This is a genomic window from Pyxidicoccus sp. M6 (assembly GCF_055568925.1).
This window is the reverse complement of sequence record NZ_CM145714.1, coordinates 802,857-822,684: the sequence shown is the minus strand read 5'-3', so window position 1 is coordinate 822,684 and position 19,828 is coordinate 802,857. Positions and strand designations below refer to the sequence as shown.

At 69.5% G+C, this 19,828-nt stretch carries 15 protein-coding genes and 1 tRNA gene; 14 read left to right on the top strand and 2 right to left on the bottom strand.

The annotated features are described in order from the left end of the window. The first annotated feature begins 76 nt into the window (after positions 1-76). The 5 genes from ACVTJA_RS03495 (at position 77) to ACVTJA_RS03475 (ending at position 5,003) form a co-directional block, all read left to right on the top strand. Positions 77-1,072 (top strand): alpha/beta fold hydrolase, encoded by a 996-nt coding sequence (locus ACVTJA_RS03495; protein ID WP_465833757.1) that lies wholly within the window; start codon positions 77-79, stop codon positions 1,070-1,072. A 102-nt stretch (positions 1,073-1,174) separates the two neighbouring features. Beyond that, a complete protein-coding gene (gene blaPYX, locus ACVTJA_RS03490; RefSeq protein ID WP_465840762.1) occupies positions 1,175-1,924 on the top strand; it encodes a PYX family subclass B1 metallo-beta-lactamase in 750 nt (249 codons plus the stop codon). A gap of 239 nt (positions 1,925-2,163) precedes the next feature. Beyond that, complete coding sequence (locus ACVTJA_RS03485; RefSeq protein ID WP_465833756.1) at positions 2,164-3,174, top strand: hypothetical protein; 1,011 nt, start codon at positions 2,164-2,166, stop codon at positions 3,172-3,174. Between the two features lie 286 nt (positions 3,175-3,460). Next, positions 3,461-3,534 (top strand) — tRNA-Trp (locus ACVTJA_RS03480). Positions 3,535-3,878: 344 nt separating this feature from the next. Continuing rightward, positions 3,879-5,003: a slipin family protein gene (locus ACVTJA_RS03475; protein ID WP_465833755.1), complete on the top strand. Its 1,125-nt coding sequence runs from the start codon at positions 3,879-3,881 to the stop codon at positions 5,001-5,003. Between the two features lie 88 nt (positions 5,004-5,091). On the opposite strand, the gene ACVTJA_RS03470 is transcribed toward ACVTJA_RS03475, so the two are convergent. Further along, entirely contained in the window at positions 5,092-5,712 is a 621-nt protein-coding gene (locus ACVTJA_RS03470; RefSeq protein ID WP_465833754.1) for a hypothetical protein, read from the bottom strand. Positions 5,713-5,881: 169 nt separating this feature from the next. Here ACVTJA_RS03470 and ACVTJA_RS03465 point away from each other — a divergent pair, with 169 nt between their 5' ends. The 9 genes from ACVTJA_RS03465 (at position 5,882) to ACVTJA_RS03425 (ending at position 18,532) form a co-directional block, all read left to right on the top strand. Beyond that, positions 5,882-7,696: an acyl-CoA dehydrogenase gene (locus ACVTJA_RS03465; protein WP_465833752.1), complete on the top strand. Its 1,815-nt coding sequence runs from the start codon at positions 5,882-5,884 to the stop codon at positions 7,694-7,696. Between the two features lie 209 nt (positions 7,697-7,905). Next, a complete protein-coding gene (locus ACVTJA_RS03460) occupies positions 7,906-8,484 on the top strand; it encodes a hypothetical protein (protein ID WP_465833751.1) in 579 nt (192 codons plus the stop codon). Positions 8,485-8,570: 86 nt separating this feature from the next. Further along, complete coding sequence (locus ACVTJA_RS03455) at positions 8,571-9,755, top strand: sensor histidine kinase (RefSeq protein ID WP_465833749.1); 1,185 nt, start codon at positions 8,571-8,573, stop codon at positions 9,753-9,755. Next, entirely contained in the window at positions 9,752-10,561 is an 810-nt protein-coding gene (locus tag ACVTJA_RS03450) for a LytR/AlgR family response regulator transcription factor (RefSeq protein ID WP_465833747.1), read from the top strand. The genes ACVTJA_RS03455 and ACVTJA_RS03450 overlap by 4 nt, the downstream gene beginning before the upstream one ends. 131 nt (positions 10,562-10,692) lie before the next feature. Beyond that, positions 10,693-11,451, top strand: coding sequence for a hypothetical protein (locus ACVTJA_RS03445; RefSeq protein ID WP_465833745.1), 759 nt, complete (start codon positions 10,693-10,695; stop codon positions 11,449-11,451). A gap of 110 nt (positions 11,452-11,561) precedes the next feature. Next, positions 11,562-12,932 carry a TolC family protein gene (locus ACVTJA_RS03440; RefSeq protein ID WP_465833743.1) on the top strand — a complete coding sequence of 457 codons (1,371 nt, stop codon included), beginning with the start codon at positions 11,562-11,564 and terminating at the stop codon, positions 12,930-12,932. Next, a complete protein-coding gene (locus ACVTJA_RS03435; RefSeq protein ID WP_465840760.1) occupies positions 12,929-14,071 on the top strand; it encodes an efflux RND transporter periplasmic adaptor subunit in 1,143 nt (380 codons plus the stop codon). Before ACVTJA_RS03440 ends, ACVTJA_RS03435 begins: the two co-directional genes overlap by 4 nt. A 12-nt stretch (positions 14,072-14,083) precedes the next feature. Beyond that, positions 14,084-17,233 carry an efflux RND transporter permease subunit gene (locus ACVTJA_RS03430; RefSeq protein ID WP_465833742.1) on the top strand — a complete coding sequence of 1,050 codons (3,150 nt, stop codon included), beginning with the start codon at positions 14,084-14,086 and terminating at the stop codon, positions 17,231-17,233. 111 nt (positions 17,234-17,344) lie between these two features. Continuing rightward, positions 17,345-18,532 carry a hypothetical protein gene (locus ACVTJA_RS03425; RefSeq protein WP_465833741.1) on the top strand — a complete coding sequence of 396 codons (1,188 nt, stop codon included), beginning with the start codon at positions 17,345-17,347 and terminating at the stop codon, positions 18,530-18,532. A 158-nt stretch (positions 18,533-18,690) separates the two neighbouring features. Here the strand turns inward: ACVTJA_RS03425 and ACVTJA_RS03420 are convergent, their stop codons facing one another. Then, positions 18,691-19,794: a putative NPN-dependent ornithine cyclodeaminase gene (locus ACVTJA_RS03420; protein WP_465833739.1), complete on the bottom strand. Its 1,104-nt coding sequence runs from the start codon at positions 19,792-19,794 to the stop codon at positions 18,691-18,693. Positions 19,795-19,828 lie beyond the last annotated feature (34 nt).

Genomic DNA, 19,828 nt, shown 5'->3' with positions numbered 1-19,828 from the left:
ACCGAACGTTCGGTACAATTAATGTACCGGCGGGCCCGGTGCCCGGGCCGAGAGAGAGAGAGAGAGAGAGCAAGCCATGGCGTTGTCTCGACTGTTCGGAGTGTTGGCGTTCCTGTTGCTGTCCGCAGTCCCCGCCGGTGCGTCGGCGGCGCCTCCGTCGCGTGAGGAGGCGCGCGGGCCGTCGCGCGGAGAGGTGCGCTACCGCACGGTGAAGGTGGAGGGGCTGGACATCTTCTACCGCGAGGCGGGGCCCGCGGACGCGCCGGTGCTGCTGCTGCTGCACGGGTTCCCGACGTCCTCGCACATGTTCCGCGACCTCATCCCGGCGCTGGCGGACCGCTACCACGTCATCGCGCCGGACTACCCGGGCTTCGGGCAGAGCAGCGCGCCGGAGCGGAGTGCCTTCGCGTACACCTTCGACAACCTCGCCCGCGTCGTGGAGGGCTTCACCGAGGCGGTGGGCGTGAAGCGCTACGCGCTATACGTCATGGACTACGGAGCACCGGTGGGCTACCGGCTGGCCACGCGCCACCCCGAGCGCGTCTCGGCGCTCATCGTGCAGAACGGCAACGCGTACGAGGAGGGGCTCGGCGAGTTCTGGGCGCCGCTGCGGAAGTACTGGAGCCAGCCGACGCGGGAGAACCGTGACGCCCTGCGCTCGCTGCTGACGCTGGAGGCCACGAAGTGGCAGTACACGAATGGCGTGCCGGACACGTCGCTCGTGAGCCCGGACACGTGGACGGTGGACCAGGCGGGGCTGGACCGGCCGGGCAACGCGGACATCCAGTTGGACCTCTTCTACGACTACCGCAACAACCTGCCCCTGTACCCGGTATGGCAGGCGTACTTCCGCAAGTACCAGCCGCCCACGCTCGTCGTGTGGGGGAAGAACGACGCCATCTTCATCGCGGCGGGCGCGGCGCCGTACCAGCGGGATTTGCCCAAAGCCACGGTGCACCTGCTCGACGCGGGCCACTTCGCGCTGGAGTCCAGCGGGCCGCGAATCACGGCACTCATCCGGGACTTCCTCGCACGGAACCGCGCTGAGCTGGAGCGCGCACCGCGGCAGTGAAGGACACCGCTCGCACGGCGCCGCGCATGTGACTTGCATCCGGACGCGTCCTCTCCTGAAACGCGGGCGGATGACCACGCCCGCCGAGGTTCGCCCCCGATGATGCGACGCCCCCTCCTTCGACTCTGTGCCCTGTTCCTGCTCGCCTCCGCCTGTGCCTCGTCACCAGGGCGCGGCACTCAGGCCACACCCACCCTGTCCTCCGAGTACACGGTGGCCGAGGACATCCACGTGCGCCAGCTCGCGCCGGGGGTGTGGCTGCACACGACGCTGGCGGGCGCGGACTTCGACCACTACCCCGCGAACGGACTGCTCATCGAGGACGGTGAGCAGTCGCTCCTCGTGGACATGGGGTGGAACGCGCAGCATGCGGAGCGACTGATGGCCTGGGCACGGGACACGCTGCATCGCCCGGTGCGCGCGGGCGTGGTGACGCACTTCCACGAGGACCGGACGGGCGGCGTGCCTGCCCTCACGGCGCGGGGGATTCCGGTGTACGGGCTGGAGGCGACGGTGAGGCTCGCGAAGGAGCGTGGCAAGCCCGTGCCGCCGAGCACGGTTTCCGAGTCACAGAAGCTCGGCCCCGTGGAGGTGTTCTTCCCCGGCGCGGGCCATGCGCCGGACAACATCGTGGTGTGGCACAAGGACAGTGGAGTTCTCTTCGGTGGCTGCTTCGTGAAGGACGGCGCCGCGAAGGACCTGGGCAACCTGTCCGATGCGAACGTGGCGGCCTGGCCCGCGAGCCTGGAGCGCACCCGTCAGCGCTTCCCCGACATGCGCGTGGTGGTGCCCGGCCACGGACAGCCCGGAGGCGCGGAGCTGCTCACGCATACGCGAGAACTGCTCCACTGAAACACTCCACAAGTTCCCAACAGCCCCGGCCCGGTACACCGTGACTCCGAGCCGGGCCACTCGCGAGCGTTCGCCAGCACACGCGCAATGGGTCACTCCGCGCTCGGCCGCCTGCCCTGATTCGTTGGACCCTGGACATCCCATGCGTCGCGGACGACCCCATTGAATGGGCGGCGGATCGCACCGTCCCTACCGTGCCTGCGGCGAACGCGGGCCGGCGTTGGGGATGGAGGGGTGACATGAAGCATGTGGCGGCGGTGGTGGTGCTCGCGATGGGGCTGGCGGGGTGTACGGCGTCGAAAGTCGAGCAGCGCAACGGTTGCTGGGTCCGTCAGGTCCGCACCTTCCCATCCTCGGTCAAGGAAGACGTGGGCCCCTGCGCACGGCCCCCACCGGACTGGTCCGAGGACCGGCTGACGCGGCTGATGCAGGAGTGCGTCATGCACGCGGACTACCAGTGGCAGAGCAGCGCCATGGTGGCCTGGAACCGGGGCGAGCCGATGCCGGAGCGTGAGCCCGAGGAGAAGATGCTCGCGGCATGCATGGCCCGGGCGGAGGCGGTGCTGAACCTGGAGAAGGGCTCGGTGGAGCAGCGCCTGAGCGAAGTCTCCAAGGAGCGCGACGCCCTCAAGGCCAGCCTGGAGAAGGACCGCGCGGAGTACCAGGCCACTCTCGACAAGGAGCGCAACCAGCGCGAGGCGAGCCTGGAGAAGGTGCGCGACCAGCACGACGCCAGCATGGAGCGGGCACGCGTGCAGAACGACGTGACGGTCGGCCGCGCGCTGGACCAGATGCACGACAGCAACAACCGCCTGACGGAGGTGCTGGGCGAGGCGGCGAAGAAGCCCGCGCCCTCGGCGATAGCGACGGCCACGTCGACCTCCACCAGCGAGGGCAAGGCCAATACGCAGAGCGACTCGCTCACGCGCTCGAACTCCACGTCGCGCGGTGACGCCGCATCCCGGAAGAACTCGGGCTCCACGTCCCGTGGGCCCTCGGTGGCGAAGCCGACGTCCGGCACGCCGCGGCAGCCCACGTGCTCGCCGCCGACGTCGGCACTGCAGGTGCGGGCGGACACGAGCACGCCTGACCTGACGGCCATGGCGGACCCCACGGCGTGCGAACCCGCGAAGCCGGCTGACGACACGGAGGCGGCCGTGCAGGCCGTGCTCGCGCAGCCCGGTCCGCAAGCCACCAAGGCTCCGGTTCCGCTGGAGCCCGACGCCGAGCAGCCCGGCACCTCCGAATAGACGACACACGACGGCGACACGGGCCCTCTTCACCATGCACCGGTGAGGAGGGCCCCCGCATTTCCCGCCCCTGTCAGGCGCTGTGCCACGGTGGCGTCCCTGCGAACTGACGGAATCCAGAGGTGCCACGGGGCTGTCCTCGGGCTCCCGGGTCCGGGCGTGAGCGCTCTGCGTTCAGGTGCCGGACAGGGTGTTCCCGGGTCCATCGCCCGCGGTGGTTCCCTCACATCGGGCCGTCTGGCCGGGCCGCCATGAGGCCCAAGAAGGGTCCCACGTATGGGGCCTTTCAGAACTAGCTCAATTGGGAAGAGCACAAGATTCCAAATCTTGGGGTTGAAGGTTCAAATCCTTCGTTCTGATCCGATTTCTGAAATCGGTCATCCACCAGAGGGTCCTGCCCGGAGCTGACGCGAGCGCCGGTCCGCCGCCTCCACCCTCCCCGCCGTGACGCCCGGCCTTCCGCCAGGGCGACAGGGCCACCCCGAGCCGTCAGCGGGAGCCCCTGCCGCCGTCCGTGGAGGTGCCTGGCCCGCGAGCGCGGAGACGCCGGAAGCGGAAGGGACACGCAGTCGGCGCATCACGTCCGTGAAGGGTGGGGCCCTCACTTTTTCAGCAGCACCCGGAGCCCCGCGCGCATGAAGCGCGCATTCATGACTCCGGTCATCAAGGAAGGCTCCCGCGAAGCGGGAGAAGGGAGGTGCGCGATGAGCATCATGCGTGTGGAGGTCGGGCAGAATGAGCGGGCGTTCGTCCTGGTGGACGAGCTGCCGACGCGCTACCTCGTGCCCGGCCGGTACTGGCTGGCCTGGCCGTTCCGCAAGGTGCGCGTGGTGCGCGTGAGCACGGAGCAGCCCCTCGCCAACATCGACACGTCGCTCCTGGCCCTCGTGCCGGAGTCGGACCTCCAGGTGGTGGAGCTCGGCGCCGACGAGCGCGCGGTGCTCTTCCACAAGGGCCGCCCGGTGAAGTGGCTCGGCCGCGGTCAGCACCAGGTGTGGACGGTGGAGCGCATCCCCGGCCGCGCCCTCGTGCCTGCCTCGCCCGCCGTGCGCGTGGAGCGCGTGGACACGTCCGGCGTCGCCACGGCCCCGCTGCGCGACGACGTGCGCGCCCTCGTGCCCGCGAGCGACTACGTGGAGGCCATCGCCGCGGAGGGCAGCGTGGTGCTGCGCTACGTGGACGGCTCGCTGGACGCGGTGCTGCCCGCCGGCCGCCATGCGGCATGGACGGTGGCGCGCAAGGTGCAGCTCGCCGTGATTGACCTGCGTGAGCGCCTGCTCCACGTCACGGGCCAGGAGGTGATGACGAAGGACCGCGTCAGCCTGCGTCTCAACCTCTCCGCGGCCTTCCGCGTGGAGGACGCGCGCCGGCTCGCCGTGGTGGCGCGCTCGCCGGACGACGTCCTCTACCTCGCCATGCAGCTCGCGGCGCGCGAGGCAGTGGCGGTGCGCACGCTGGACGAGCTGCTCGCCTCCCGTGAGGCGGTGGCCGAGTCTCTCTTCGCCGACGTGAAGGGGCGCGCGGAGACGGTGGGCCTGGAGCTGTTGCGCTTCGGCATCAAGGACGTGGTGCTGCCGGGTGAGATGAAGGATTTGCTCAACCGCGTCATCCAGGCGCAGAAGGAGGCGGAGGCCAACGTCATCCTCCGCCGCGAGGAGACGGCGGCGACGCGCTCCATGGCGCAGACGGCGAAGGTGCTGGCGGAGAACCCGCTGCTCGTGCGCCTCAAGGAGCTCGAGGCCTACAAGGACCTCGCGTCCAAGGTCGGCCAGGTGCACCTCGTCCTCGGCGAGGGCGCGGTGCCCACGCTACAGCTCAAGGGCTCCTGAGCTGTACGAAGCTCGCTGAAAACAGAAGGGCCTCCGGGGAACACACCCGGAGGCCCTTCGTGTTTCAGCGCTTCACGTCAGCGCGAGGTCACGGGTCCAGGCGGGCCTGGAAGTCAATCCAGTTGCCCCAGATGGGCTTGGACGCGCAGCTCGTCGGCTTCGCGGCCCACGACAGAATCGCGCGGATGCGGATGGTGCGGCCGCTGCCCCACGCGCACGTGGCCGGCGTGTTGGTGGCCACCGCGTTGACCGAGTGGTACCAGGACGGCCCCTGCGGCGAGATGTTGTTCGTCACGTGCACGCTGCCCGGGACGGCGTACTCGAAGACGCCGTTGAGGTCGCAGTCGAAGCAGAACAGCACGTTCTCGTTGCTGCCCGTGGGGAAGGCGCCGTAGCCGCCATTCTGGCGGATTTCCACGTCGCACGCGGGGCGGCGCTGCTGCGGGTGCAGGCCGCAGCTGTTCATCTTCTCGTACCAGATGTTGAAGTTGGTGACGGTGGCCACCACGCCCTGCGTCACCGTGCCGCGACACCCGCCGAACTGCGCTTCCAGCTCCGCCTCGGACGCACCGGCATCCACCGCGGTCTGGTACGCGGCGCGCTTCGTGTCGTCACAGACCTGCTGCTGCGCGGCGGCGGTGAGCGGCGCCGACATCAGTGCGAGCACTGCCAATGACTGAAAGACGGACACGACAGGACGACGAGTCATGAGTGGCCCCTTTTCGGGCTCTGACTTCGAGCCGCTGCGCCGCCTTGAATGACGGCTTTTCAAGGCTAGGCGCTATTCACCGGTATTCGCAATCGGATTTCACTATGGGTGAATACAGACCCGTGAGGAGACTGACTCGCGAATCAACGTCGGGTACCGTCACGGGGCCATGACCTCTTCGAGCCACTACGTCCCCAACCTGCGTGACATCGAGTTCAACCTCTTCGAGTTCCTCGACATCGGCCGTACGTCGCTCGGACGCGCGCCGTTTGGCGACCTGGACGAGACGGCCGCGAGGCAGATGCTCCAGACGTTCGCCCAGCTCTGTACGAGCGAGCTGGCGGCCTCCTTCGAGGAGGCGGAGCACAACCCTCCGAAGCTGGAGAACGGCAAGGTGACGCTGCCGCCGGGGCTGAAGAAGGCGATGGGCGCCTTCCACGACGCGGGCATGCACCTCCTGGAGCAGCCGACGCACCTGGGCGGCCTGGGCGCGCCGCCGTCGCTGGGCTGGGCGACGTTCGAGCTGCTGGCGGGCGCCAACGCGTCGCTGGCCTTCTACACGCTGGGCAATCTGCTGGCGCGCATCATCGACCGGCTGGGGACGGACGCGCAGAAGCGCCGCTTCCTGCCGCACATGGTGGAGCGCCACTGGAGCGGCTCCATGGTGCTCACCGAGCCGGACGCCGGCAGCGACGTGGGCGCGGCGCGCACGAAGGCGCGGCAGGTGGGCAATGGCCTCTGGGAGATTGAAGGCGTCAAGCGCTTCATCACCAACGGCGAATCGGACATGTCCGAGAACATCATCCACATGGTGCTGGCGCGGCCGGAGGGCGCGGGGCCGGGCACCAAGGGACTGTCGCTGTTCGTGGTGCCGCAGTACTGGGTGGAAGAGGACGGCAGCCTCGGCGAGCACAACGGCGTGGTGTGCACCAAGCTGGAGAAGAAGATGGGGCTGAAGGGCTCCGTCACCTGCGAGCTGACGTTCGGCGACGGGAAGCCCTCGCGTGGCCTGCTACTGGGCGAGGTCCACGACGGCATGCGGCAGATGTTCTACATCATCGAGCAGGCGCGCATGGCGGTGGGCGTGAAGTCCATGGCCGGGCTGTCCGCGGGCTACGGGCGCGCGCTGGCCTTCGCGAAGGACCGGCTCCAGGGCTCGGACCTCTTGCAGGCGCGCGACAAGACGGCGCCGCGCGTGCCCATCTTCCGGCACCCGGACGTGCGCCGCATGCTGATGGCGCAGAAGGCCCACGCGGAGGGCATGCGCGCGCTGTGCCTCTTCACCGCCTCCGTGCAGGACGCCGTGGAGGTGAAGGGCGGCCACCGCGCCACCGAGGCCGGTGAGATGGACGCGCTCAACGACATGCTGCTGCCGCTGGTGAAGGGCTACTGCTCGGAGAAGGCATACGAGATGCTCGCGCTGTCGCTCCAGGTGCACGGCGGCTCGGGATACCTGACGGACTACCCGGTGGAGCAGTACATCCGGGACCAGAAAATCGACACGCTCTACGAGGGCACCACGCACATCCAGGCGCTCGACTTGCTCATGCGCAAGGTCGCGCGGGATGGCGGCGCGACGCTGCAGGGGCTGCTGACGCAGGTGCGCGAGACGGCCGAGGGCAGCGGCGGCGGGAAGGAATTGGAGGCCGAGCGCGCCGCGCTGGGCAGGGCGCTGGGTGACGTGGAGACGATGCTCGGCACGTTGATGGGGAAGCTGGGCGAGTCGCTGTACCACGTGGGCCTGCAGGGCAACCGCGTGCTGCTGTCGGTGGCGGAGCTGGTCATCGGCTGGCTGCTGGTGCGGCACGCGCAGGTGGCGCTGGAGCGGATGAAGAGCAACCCCGGCGACAGGACCTTCTACGCGGGCAAGCTCGCCAGCGCGCGCTGGTACTGCCACGAGGTGCTGCCCGGCCTGGCCCACGCCGCGCGCATGGTGGAGCACGGCAACCTGGACCTGATGGAGGTGCCGGAGGAGTCGTTCTGACGCCGAGGCGATGCGGAATGACGGTTCATTCCGCCGCTGCCAACCCGCCTCCCCGCGCGTCCCCATTGAGCGGGTGACACGCGGGCCGGAACCGCTGGCCCCCGGCCGCACTGTGGCCGGGGCCGCACACCCCTGACGCCGGGGAGCCCGCATCTCCGCATCCCTCCTGGGGCGGAGCGCTGGCCCAGCGTTCGCAATGAGTGACGGGCGTGATGCTCTCCGCCCTCACCATCGCCGCTTCTGTCGCCCTCTCCTCCCCCGCCACCGCGCCCGGCGCCGTGTATGGGCTGAAGCCCTTCGCGGGCCACGTCGTGGCCTGCACCACGGAGGGGCTGGAGGTGCTCACCCGGGAAGGACAGCCGGTGCGCGTCCTCGACTCGGAGGATGGGCTGCCGGGCACCTCGTGCCTCGCGCTGGAGGTGGCGGGTGAGCAGCTCTTCGCAGCCACGGACGAGGGCATCGTCTCGATGGACTCCGCGTTCCACCTGGAGCCCGTGCTGGACGTGAGCTGGCAGGCCCTGCCGCCCGCCGAGGAGGCGAGCAGCGCCGAGTACGTGGAGCGGCTGGACCTGCTCGCCCGGGTGCTGCCCGCGGATGCGACGTACACCGTGCTGACCTCGCGCTACGCAGGCACCGCGGACGGCCGCGTGCTGGAATTGGGCACCGAGCGCGCCTGGTCGGTCGCCGGGCCCGTGCTGCGCATCGACGAGGAGCGTCAGGGCGTCCAGGTCGTCGCGGGCGACGGCGCCTTCTTCATCGACACCTGGGGACGGCTGGCCTCCCGCTGACAGTGCAGCCCGTTCGCTGCACCAGGGAACACTTTGGCTGCACCGATTCGGAGTGCCCCCGGGTGCGGGCGTAGACTCCAGGAGCCGTGGAATCCACCTCTTCCGCCGTGCGCTCCGCCCTGCCGTCCCCCGCCGTGACGCGGCCGGCAGACTCTCTGTCCGCGCCGTCCGGACTGGTCCTGTTCCTGCGCCGGATGCCGCAGCTCCTGCTCATCTGGGCCGTGCCGGGTCTCATCAGCGCCATCCAGAACTACAGCTACGCCCAGGACAAGGACCCCACCGCTCCCTTCAGTCGGTCCCTGATGATGGTCCTCCCGCCCTGGGAGTACTGGGCTCTCGCCACACCGCTCATCCTCTGGCTGGGACGGCGCTGGCGCCTGGAGCGCGGAGTCTGGCACCGCGGGCTCGCGGTGCATGTGCCCGCGCTCATCGGGCTCATGGTGCCCCACGTGCTGCTCGTGTGGGTCTTGGGCCGGGCCGCGGGAGAGCAGTTCTACCTGGACCTCCTTCCAGCCCAGGTCCTCCCCAGGATGATGAGCAAGTACGTCATCACGGACACCCTCATCTACGGCGGCATCCTCTCCATCGGCTACGCCATGGAGTACCACCGCCGCTACCGCGAGGGAGAGCTGGCCCAGTCGCAGCTCGAGACGCGCCTCGTGCACGCGCAACTGGACGCCCTGCGTGCCCAGCTCCACCCGCACTTCCTCTTCAACACGCTCAACGCCATCTCCGTCCTCGTGCGCAAGCAGGACACCGCCGGCTCCATCCGCATGCTCACCGGCGTGAGTGAATTGCTGCGCATGGCCCTCAACAACACCGGCCGTCAGCGCGTCCCGCTGCACGAGGACCTCGACTTCCTGGAGCGCTACCTCGACATCGAGCAGACCCGCTTCCAGGACCGGCTCCAGGTGGTGCGCGACGTGGACTCCGCCGCGCTCGGCGCGCTCGTGCCCAGCCTCATCCTCCAGCCGCTGGTGGAGAACGCCATCAAGCACGGCATCTCCGCCCGCGCCGGCGCGGGCCGCGTGGAGCTGCGCGCCGTGCGTGAGGGCTCGCGGCTGGTGCTGGAGGTGCTCGATGACGGCCCCGGGCTCGCGCCCGGCTGGGACACGCATGGCGGCTGCATCGGCGTGGCCAACGTGCGCGCCCGCATGCGGCAGCTCTACGGAGACCGCCACGCCTTCACACTGGAGAACCGCCCCGAGGGTGGCGTGCGCGCGCGGCTGGAATTGCCCTTCCAGTCGGAGTCGGAGGTGTCCGCGTCATGAACGCGTCCGCGCCCATCCGCACGCTCGTCGTGGATGACGAGCCCCTGGCTCGCGAGGGCGTGCGCCTGCTGCTCGCCACGGACCCGGACATCAGCGTGGTGGGCGAGGCCGGAAATGGCCCGGAGGCCGTGCGCCTCATCCGCGAGCAGCGGCCCGACCTCGTCCTGCTCGACGTGCAGATGCCCGAGCTCAACGGCTTCGAAGTGCTCTCGCAGCTCGGGCCCGGTGAGCTGCCCGCCGTCATCTTCGTCACCGCGTATGACCGCTACGCCCTGCGCGCCTTCGACGCCCACGCGCTCGACTACCTGCTGAAGCCCTTCCGCGACGACCGCTTCCACGACGCCGTCGGCCGGGCGAAGGCGCAGATTCGCCAGGCGCGCATGTCCGACCTGAGCCAGCGGCTGCTGTCGGTGATTTCCACCTACGGCGAGCGGGACATCACGCCGCTCCCGGCCCCGGCGCCCATGCCGCCTCCCGAGCCGTGGCTGCAGCGGCTGGCCATCCGCGACACGGGGCGCGTGGTGTTCCTCGACGTGGACGAAATCGAATACATCGAGGCCGCCGACTACTACGTGCAGATTCACGCGGGTGGGAAGGCGTACCTCCACCGCGAGACGATGCAGAGCCTGGAGGCGCGGCTGGACCCGGAGCGCTTCATGCGCATCCACCGCTCGGCCATCGTCAACTCGCGACGCATCCGCGAGCTGCGCAGCGAGGGGCGCAGGGACCTCGTGGTGGTGCTCAGCGGCGGCACCGAATTGCGCGTGGCCCGCAGCCACCGTGAGAAGTTCCAGCACCTGCGTTGATGGACGGGCCCGTTCGCCGCACGACGGTACCCGTTCGCCGCATGCGCGTCCCCGTCGGCTGAACACTCCGCCCGAGCGCTGCCCGCGCGGGCACTGTGTCTCCCGCAACCCAGTTGCCCAGGAGGCACCGCATGCTGCGCAAGTCGCTCGCTTCGTCGTTCCTGTTCCTCTGTCTGACGTTCGCCCCTGCCATCGCCGCCGCCGGTGAAGGCGCCGAGTGTCACCAGAAGCAGGGACAGCTCTCGCTCCAGGACGTGGTCGACAAGCACCTGAAGGCGCTGGGCGGCCGGGAGCGGCTCAAGGCCGCGAAGACCTTCCAGCTCACCACCGTCACCCGAGAGGGCGACAAGGTCACCACCACCATCGCGCAGCGCGCGCGCCCCAACCTCGTCCGTCACGACATGGACACGAACGGCACCAAGGTGAGCAAGGTGTTCGACGGCAAGCAGGGATGGGTGGTGGAGGGCTCGGCCGCACCGAAGGCGATGGACAAGGAGCAGAATGCGGCGATGGCGGAGGGCGCCGCGTTCGACAACGTCCTGCTGGACCCGAAGGGCCGGGGCGTGGCGGTGAAGCTGGACGGTGCGGAGGAGGTGAACGGCGCCCCCGCGTTCAAGCTGGTGCTCACGCGGAGCACGGAGACGGAGGTCCGCTTCATCGACCAGAAGTCGTTCCTGGAGGTGCGCCGCACATTCACCGGAACGCATGAGGGCAAGCCGTATACGAAGGCCATCACCTTCTCCGACTACCGCGACGTGGACGGCATCATGTTCAGCCACCACATCCAGTGGGAAGGCAACGGCGAGAAGGGCGACAAGGTCGTCCAGAGCGCCCGCTACGACGCGCCCATCGACGCGGCGGTGTTCAAGCCCACGACGCCTCGGAGCTGAGCTCGCTCCGTCCGGAGAGAGCGCGAGGCGCTCTCCGCATGTGACCAGCAGGAGAACCGCGCCCGACAGGCGCGCGAATCGACATCCTTCACGTTCATCCCGTCCCACGCATGGCACTTTCTTCCGTTCTCCTGCTGGCGCTTGCCGTCCATTCGATACAGACGTCTTCCGAACCTCATGAGGCCGAGGTGCAGCTACAGCCGAAGGTTGAGGACGCGATGCTCGCGCCCGTTCCACCCGCGCAACGTGTGGTGAAGACGTGGAACGAGGCGCTCGGCCTCGTTCGCGAGCGCTCCACGGACCTGCGCAGCGCGGAGGCCGGCGTGGAGCGCGCCAGCGGCCGGTGGCGCCAGGCCCTGGGCACGCTGCTGCCCAACGCGCGCGCTCAAGCCGTCCTCGCGCACGACCTCCTCAACCCGGATGTACCGTCCGGCGTGAGTCCGACCGCCGCTGGAGACGGCCGCACGGCGACGACGCCGGTGGCCACCCTCACCGCGACGCTGACGCAGTCGGTGGTGGACCTGAGCGCCTGGCGCGGGCTGTCCTCGGCGCGGGCCTCGGAAGAAGGCGCCTCGGCGAGCCTCATGGATGCGCGCCGCCGCCTGACGCTGGGGCTGGCTCGCACGCTGGTCGCCACCGTGGCCGCCGAGCGCGCCGCCGAAATCAACCGCGTCAACCTGCAGCGCGCCCTGGAGCGCTCGGCCCTCACCCAGCGCAGCTTCGAGTTGGGCGCCGGCAACCAACTGGACGTGGTGCGCGTCAACCAGGACGTGGCCGTGGCGCGCGGAGCTCTCGTCGCCGGTGACGAGCAGCTCCGCCAGGCCCGCGAGGCGCTGGGCATCGCCCTCGGCTTCGGCCAGTCCATTGGCGTCGACCCGTCCTTCAACCTCCAGGGGCTGGTGGACTCCACGCGCAAGGACTGCTCCCAGCTGCAGAGCTTCGAGTCCCGACCGGACCTGGTGGCGGCGAAGGCGCAGGTGGAGTCCGCGCACGAGAGCACGCGGCAGGCGACCGCCGGCTACCTGCCCTCGCTGGGCGTCTCCAGCGCCCTCTATGGGCTCACCACCTCGCCGGGCTTCGGCCACTTCGCCACGTGGAGCGTCTCCGCGGTGCTCACCGTGCCCATCTGGGAAGGTGGCACGCGCGAGGGACTGGTGCGCGAGCGCAAGGGCGTGGAGACGCAGGCGTCCGCGACGCTGGAGAGCGCGCGCCGCAACGTGGAAGTGGAAGTGGCCCAGGCCCGGCGCGGCGTGGAAGTCGCCGAGGCGCTGGTGAAGACGGCCATCGAGTCGAGGGATTTGGCGGAGAAGACGGACCGACTCACCCGACGTGCTTTTGAAGTGGGCCGCGGCAGCAGCCTCGAGCTGGTGCAGAGCGCGGCGGCATTGCGCCAGGCGGAGTTGACGCTGGTGCTGCGTGAATTCGAGCTCGTCCAGGCGCGCCTGGACGCATTCCTGACGGAGGCCCGGTGCGACTGGTGAAGCGGGTGCGCCCCCTGGCGGCGCTGAAGAAGACGGTGGGCAGTCTGGCGGTGGTGGCGACGGTGGCCGCGTGCGGTGGGCAGAAGGGGCCTCCGCCCGCGCCCCCGCCGCGTGAAATCGACGTGGTGTCGCTGGCACCGCACGAGGTGCGCGACACCGGCGAGTACCTCGGCAGCCTGCTTTCACGGCAGAGCGTCACCGTGCTGCCGCAGGTGGCCGGCTACGTGCGCAAGATTCTCGTGAAGCCCGGCCAGCAGGTGGAGGCCGGCGCGCCGCTGGTGGAAGTCGACGCGCGCGTGGACACGGCCGCTCTGGACAGCGCCCAGGCCCAGCTGAGCTCCACGAAGGTCAACCTCGAGCTGTCCCGCACGACGCTGGCCCGCGTCGAGGCGCTGCGCAAGGAAGGCCTCGCCAGCGCGCAGGAGCTCGACTCCGCCCGCGCGCAGGTGGAAGCCGCCGAGGCCGCCTCGCGCTCCTCGGCCGCGCAGGTGACGCAGCGCCAGGTGCAGCTGCAGTACAACGTCGTGCGCGCGCCCTTCGCGGGCACCGTGGGCGACGTGCTGGTGCGCGTGGGTGACTTCGTCGGCGCCACCTCGCAACTCACCAGCATCGCCCAGGCGGACGTGCTGGAGGTCAGCGTCTCGGTGCCCTCCACACGCGCGCGGGAGCTCAAGCCGGACACGGCGGTGGAAATCCTCGACGGCCAGGGCAAGGTGCTGCTCACCAGCACCGTCTTCTTCATCGCCCCGCAGGCCGACCCGCGTACGCAGTTGGTGGAGGTGAAGGCCGCCTTCCGCAACACGGTGGGCCTGCGTCCCAGCGAGCTGGTGCGCACGCGCCTCGTCTACTCCGTGCGCGACGCGCTGCAGATTCCGGCGCTCGCGGTGGTGCGCCAGAGCGGCCAGCCCTTCGCCCTCATCGTGCAGGAGAAGGAAGGCAAGACGGTGGTGGAGCGCCGCCCAATCAACCTGGGCGCGATCGGAAGAATGGCCTACGTCGTGGAGAAGGGCCTGAAGACCGGAGACCTCGTCGCCGTCTCCTCCATGCAGGCGCTGCGCGACGGCATGCCCGTGAAGGTCCGGGCCGTCCCGTACGACGAGGTCGTGGCGGGCGGCACCCAGGTCGTTGGCAGCCGCTGAGCCGGGGGAACCATGTTCGTCGACTTCTTCATCCGCCGGCCCGTCTTCGCCATCGTCTGCTCCATCCTGCTGACGTTGGTGGGCGCCGTGGCCATTCCCACGCTGCCCATCGCCCAGTACCCGGACCTGGCGCCGCCGCAGGTGACTGTCACCACCAACTACGTGGGCGCCAGCGCCGAAGTGGTGGAGAGCGCCGTCACCATCCCGCTGGAGCAGGAGCTCAACGGCGTGGAGGGCATGCGCTACATCACCTCCACCAGCGGCAACGACGGAACCAGCACCGTCATCATCACCTTCGAGTCCTCGCGCGACATCGAGGTGGCCGCGGTGGACGTGCAGAACCGCGTCAGCCGCGCCGCCGCGCGACTGCCCTCACAGGTGAATCAAGCGGGCATCGTCGTCAACAAGGCCTCCAGTCAGATTCTGATGTCGGTGGCCCTCTTCAGCCCGGACAATCGCTACGACGCGAAGTTCCTCAGCAACTACGCCGACGTGAATCTCAAGGACGCCATCAAGCGCATCCGCGGCGTGGGCGAGGTGCGCATCTTCGGCGAGCGCAAGTTCTCCATGCGCTTGTGGCTCGACCCCACCGAATTGGCTCGCCGCAAGCTCACCCCGCAGGACGTCACGCGGGCATTGCAGGAGCAGAACCTTCAAGTAGCCGCGGGACAGGTGGGCCAGCCGCCCTCCGCTGAAGACCAGCCCTACCAGCTCGCGGTGCGCGCACGGGGCCGCCTCGTGGAGCCGGAGGAGTTCGGCGACATCGTCCTCATGCGCCAGAACGACGGCAGGAGCGTGCGCGTGAAGGACGTGGGCCGCGTGGAGATGGGCGCGGAGAACTACAGCTCGCTGCTGCGCCTCAATGGCAAGCAGGCCGTGGGTATCGCCATCTTCCAGCTCCCCACCGCCAACGCGCTCGACGTGCGTGACGCCGTCTACGCGGAAGTGGAGCGCCTGGCGAAGCAGTTCCCCCCGGGCATGCAGTTCACGACGGGCACGGACACGACGCTCGCCGTGCGCGCCACCATCCACGAGGTGATGCGGTCGCTGGTGGAGGCCATCCTCCTCGTCATCCTCGTCATCTTCCTGTTCCTGCACGGCTGGCGCAGCGTGCTCATCACCGCGTTCACCCTCCCCGTCTCGCTGGTGGGCACCTTCGCCTTCGTGAAGTTGATGGGCTTCTCCGTCAACACCCTCACCCTCTTCGGCCTCACACTGGCCACGGGCCTCGTGGTGGATGACGCCATCGTCGTCATCGAGAACATCGAGCGATTGATGGTGGAGCGGCACCTGACGCCCGTGCAGGCCGCGCGCGAGGGCATGAAGGAGGTGGCCGGCGCCGTGGTCGCCATCTCCATCGTGCTCGTCGCGGTGTTCGTCCCGGTGGCGCTCTTCCCCGGCACCACCGGCGCCATCTACCGCCAGTTCGCGCTCACCATCGCCGCGTCGGTGGGTCTTTCCACCTTCTGCGCTCTGACGCTCACGCCGGCCCTCTCCGCGCGGATGCTCGGGCAGCACACGGGAGAGAAGTGGGTCTTCTTCCGCTACATGGACCGCGTGCTCGACGCGATGCGCTCGGTGTATGGCCGCAACCTGCGCCGACTCCTGAAGCACCCCGTCCTCGTGTTGGGCGTCTTCCTCCTCTGCATCGGCGCCACGGTGCTGCTCGTCCGGGCGACGCCCACGGGCTTCATCCCCGACGAGGACCAGGGCTACCTCATCATCTCCGTGCAGGGACCGGAGGGCATGTCCCTGGCCCAGACGGAGAAAGTGATGGCGGAGGTGGAGACGATTCTGAAGGCCCAGCCCGAGACGCGCGTCATCTTCGCCAACGGCGGGTTCTCTCCTCAGGGCACGGGGCCCAACATGGCCAACATCTTCGTCCTGCTGAACCCGTGGGAGGAGCGGCCCGGAAAGAATCAGACGGTGGCCGCGGTGGTGGAGCGGCTGCGTGGCCCGCTCGGCCGCATCGACGGCGCGCGCGTCGTCCCCTTCCAGCCTCCCGCCATCCGCGGCGTGGGCGCCGTGGGCGGCTTCCAGTTCGTCGTCGAGGACACCGCCGGCACCAGCTCGCTGGACCAGCTTGCCGCGGCCGTACAGGCGCTGGTGGCGAAGGGCGGTGAGGACCCTCGGCTGCGCGGCGTCTTCACCGGCTTCAACGCCGATACGCCACTCCTGGACGTCGAAGTGGACCGGCAGATGGCCAAGGCGCTCGGCGTCCCCATCGAACAGATTTTCAGCACCATGCAGGTCTACATGGGCAGCCAGTACGTCAACGACTTCAACTACGCGAACCGCGCGTACCGCGTCTACGTGCAGGCCGACGCGCAGTTCCGGGACAGCCCGCAGGACATCGGCGCCTTCTACGTCCGCAGCGACAGCGGCGACATGATTCCGCTGGAGTCGCTGGTGAAGGTGCAGCCCACCGTGTCCGCGCAGGTCATCCGCCACTACAACCTGTTCCGCTCGGTGGATGTGAGCGGGCAGGCGGCGCCGGGCGTGTCCTCCGGTCAGGCCATGGACGCCATGGAGTCCCTCGCCTCGCAGGTGCTGCCGCAAGGCATGAGCTCGGAGTGGACGGGCATCAGCCTGGAGCAGAAGCAGAGCGGCGGGCAGACGCTGGTCATCTTCGGCCTGGGCCTGCTCTTCGTGTTCCTGGTGCTCGCGGCGCAGTACGAGAGCTTCACGCTGCCGCTGGTCATCATCCTCTCGGTGCCGCTGGCCATCATGGGCGCGCTGGGCCTTCAATTGCTGCGCGGGTTCGCCAATGACGTGTTCTGTCAGGTGGGGCTCGTGATGCTGGTGGGACTGGCCAGCAAGAACGCCATCCTCATCGTGGAGTTCGCGGAGCAGCTCCGTACGCGCGGGAAGAGCGCCGTCGACGCGGTGGTGGAGGCGGCGGAGGTGCGCCTGCGTCCCATCCTCATGACGTCGATTGCCTTCCTCCTCGGTGTGGTGCCGCTGATGACGGCGTCCGGCGCGGGCGCGGCCTCTCGCAACTCGCTGGGCACGGCGGTGTTCGGCGGCATGCTCGTGTCCACCGTGGTCAACTTCGTCTTCATCCCCGGCCTCTACGTGCTGATGCAGAAGCTGCGCGGCGAGGCAGAACCGGTGTCGGATGGCAACCGCAATCTGATGGCGCCTGCCGCTCCTTCGCACTGAGCCCGCAGGGCCCCAGGCCCGAGCGCGCACGACGACCAGGAATGGAGGCCGGGTCCGTATGACTCCGGAGGGCGGGGCCGGACTGCCCCGGAGCTCAGGAGCTGCAGCGTGATGCGCGGATGGCGTGCGGTATTGGCGGTGATGTGGGCAGGACTGGCGGCGTGCGGAGGGACGGAGGGGGATGGCAAGGAAGACGCCCCGAAGAACGTGGAGCGGGCGGACTTCAACGCCAAGGCCGCCGAGGCCATCTGCGAGCGGTACTCGCGCTGCGGGCTCATCGACGACGAGGAAAGATGCCAGGAGCAACAGCTCACCTTCGACCAGGTCAGCCTCGTCGGACTTGGCACGCGGTATGACGAGGCGCTCGAGGCGGGACGCATCCGCTACGACTCGGAGGAGGCCGCGCAGTGCATCCAGTACCTCCGGGAAGGGAGCTGTGACGAGTCACCGGCGAGCCTGCCCATGCGGAACCGAGGCATCGAGTACGACCTCCGGTGTCGCTTCCTGCTGGGGCAGGTGGACGACGGTGGGACGTGCCAATGGACCACCGAGTGCCGGGAGGGCGCGTACTGCGACGTCACGGCCTGGAGCTGCGGCGGCGTTTGCAGGCGGGGCACCGTGGCGGAGCCCGTCATCGCGTTCGACGCGTGCGCGCCGGGCACCGTCCTCATCGGCGGCAAGTGCTTCACGCCCGGAGGAGAGGGCACACGCTGCGGCGCCGAGAATGGCGTGGCGCTGGGCGTCTGCGCACAGGGCCTGGATTGCGACTCCTACGGCTCCACGCATGGCACGTGCAAGCCCGTGAGCACCGAGGGCGAGGCGTGTAACGACTACGAGGGCCCGCGGTGCGGCTGGTCGCTGTTCTGCCGCGACGGCCGCTGCCAGAAGCCCCGGGGCGAGGGCGAGTCCTGCAAGGCCCCTGGCACCGGCCGCTTCGGCACCCTGGAGTGCCGCGACGAGCTGTTCTGCGACGGAGAGAATGGCCAGCCCGGCACCTGCCGTCCGAGGCTCGAGACGGGTGCGTCGTGCCGCAACTCCGTCGAGTGCGAGACCGACATGGACTGCATCGGCGCGAAGCCCCTGGAAGGAGTCCGGGGGACGTGCCAGCCACGGCCCCGGGAGGGCGAGCCCTGCACTCCACTGCTCTGCGCCGGAGGCTTCGTCTGCTCCCAGACGACCCGGACGTGCGTGCGCACCGTGCGCCTGGGCGAGCCGTGCTCGGACAACGACGCCTGCTACTACTCCGGCACCTGCGTGGACGGCACCTGCCGGCCCGTGGGCGCGCAGTCCTGCCACTGAGCGTGATTCACCCGTGCCGGGGGCCAACATCGGCTCCCCGGCGCATGCTCGGGGCCGGGGGGAAGCCTGTGGTTCCGAGCCGATGTGCTTGCGCGGCCCCTGCATCGAGGGACGGTGCCTCCCCATGGAGGCCTACGTCTGCCTCTGAGCGCCGCGCCTCAGCCCTGCTTCGGCACCTTGCCGCGCGCCGCCAGTTCGCGCTCCACGTAGAGCCGCAGGATGTGCATGAAGTCCTGCGCGTTCGTCACCACGCCGAAGGCCTGGTGCGTGCCGCGGTCCTTCAGCTTGCTCACCACGAACTCGGATGAGTCCACGCAGATGGTGGGCAGCTCGCGCAGCGCGCCGTCCTTCTCCTCCACGAAGGCCGGCAGCATGTTGCCCGTCGCGATGGCGTGCAGCGCGGTGGCAATCATCACCGCCATGGTGGCCTTCACCGCGTGACGGCGCATGGCGTCCTGCGCGGCCAGGTTGTCGGTGACGACGTCCGGCAGCGGCCCGTCGTCGCGGATGGAGCCCGTCAGCACGAAGGGCACCCGGTGCACCACGCACGCGTGCATGATGCCGTTGGTAATCACTCCGGTCTCCACCGCCTTGGCGATGGAGCCCGCCGCGCGCACCTTGTTGATGGCGCGCATGTGCATGCCGTGGCCGCCGGACGTGGCCTCGCCCGAGCCGCTCATGCCCAGCGTGGTGCCGAACATGGACGCCTCGATGTCGTGCACCGCCACCGCGTTGCCCGCCAGCAGCGCGCCCACGAAGCCGTTGGCGATGAACCACGTCATGTCCGCGCGCGCCCGCGAGTGCACCAGCGCCGGTCCCGTCACCCACACCGGGTAGCCGCCGCGCTCGCGCTCCTCCACCAGCAGCCGCGCCATGTGCGCGTAGTCGATGGGCTTCTCGCGCGACACCTCGCTGGTCATGAACTTGAACTCTCCCTCACCACCCTCGGTGAGGTAGGCCGTGTTCACGTACACGCCCTGGCTGCCGTCCTCGGCGTGGCCCATCACCACGCGCTCGCCCGCGCGCACGCGCCGGCCCTCTCGCGTCCACAAGTCACCGTTTGCGTCCAACACGAGCGCGCAGTCCATTCGCGGCTCGCGCGGCATGCGCCAGACTCCCCCCACGCGCACGTAGGTGGGAAGGTTGGTGGTGGAGAAGAAGCCCTCCGGCAGGACGCCGTCCGCGGGCGCCGGCTGGAGGCGCGCGTCAGGGCACTGGGAGAAACGCGCGGCCGTGAAGTCGGGATGGGGAATGGTGCTCACGCCGGCACCATGCGCGGACCTCCCATCCCATTCA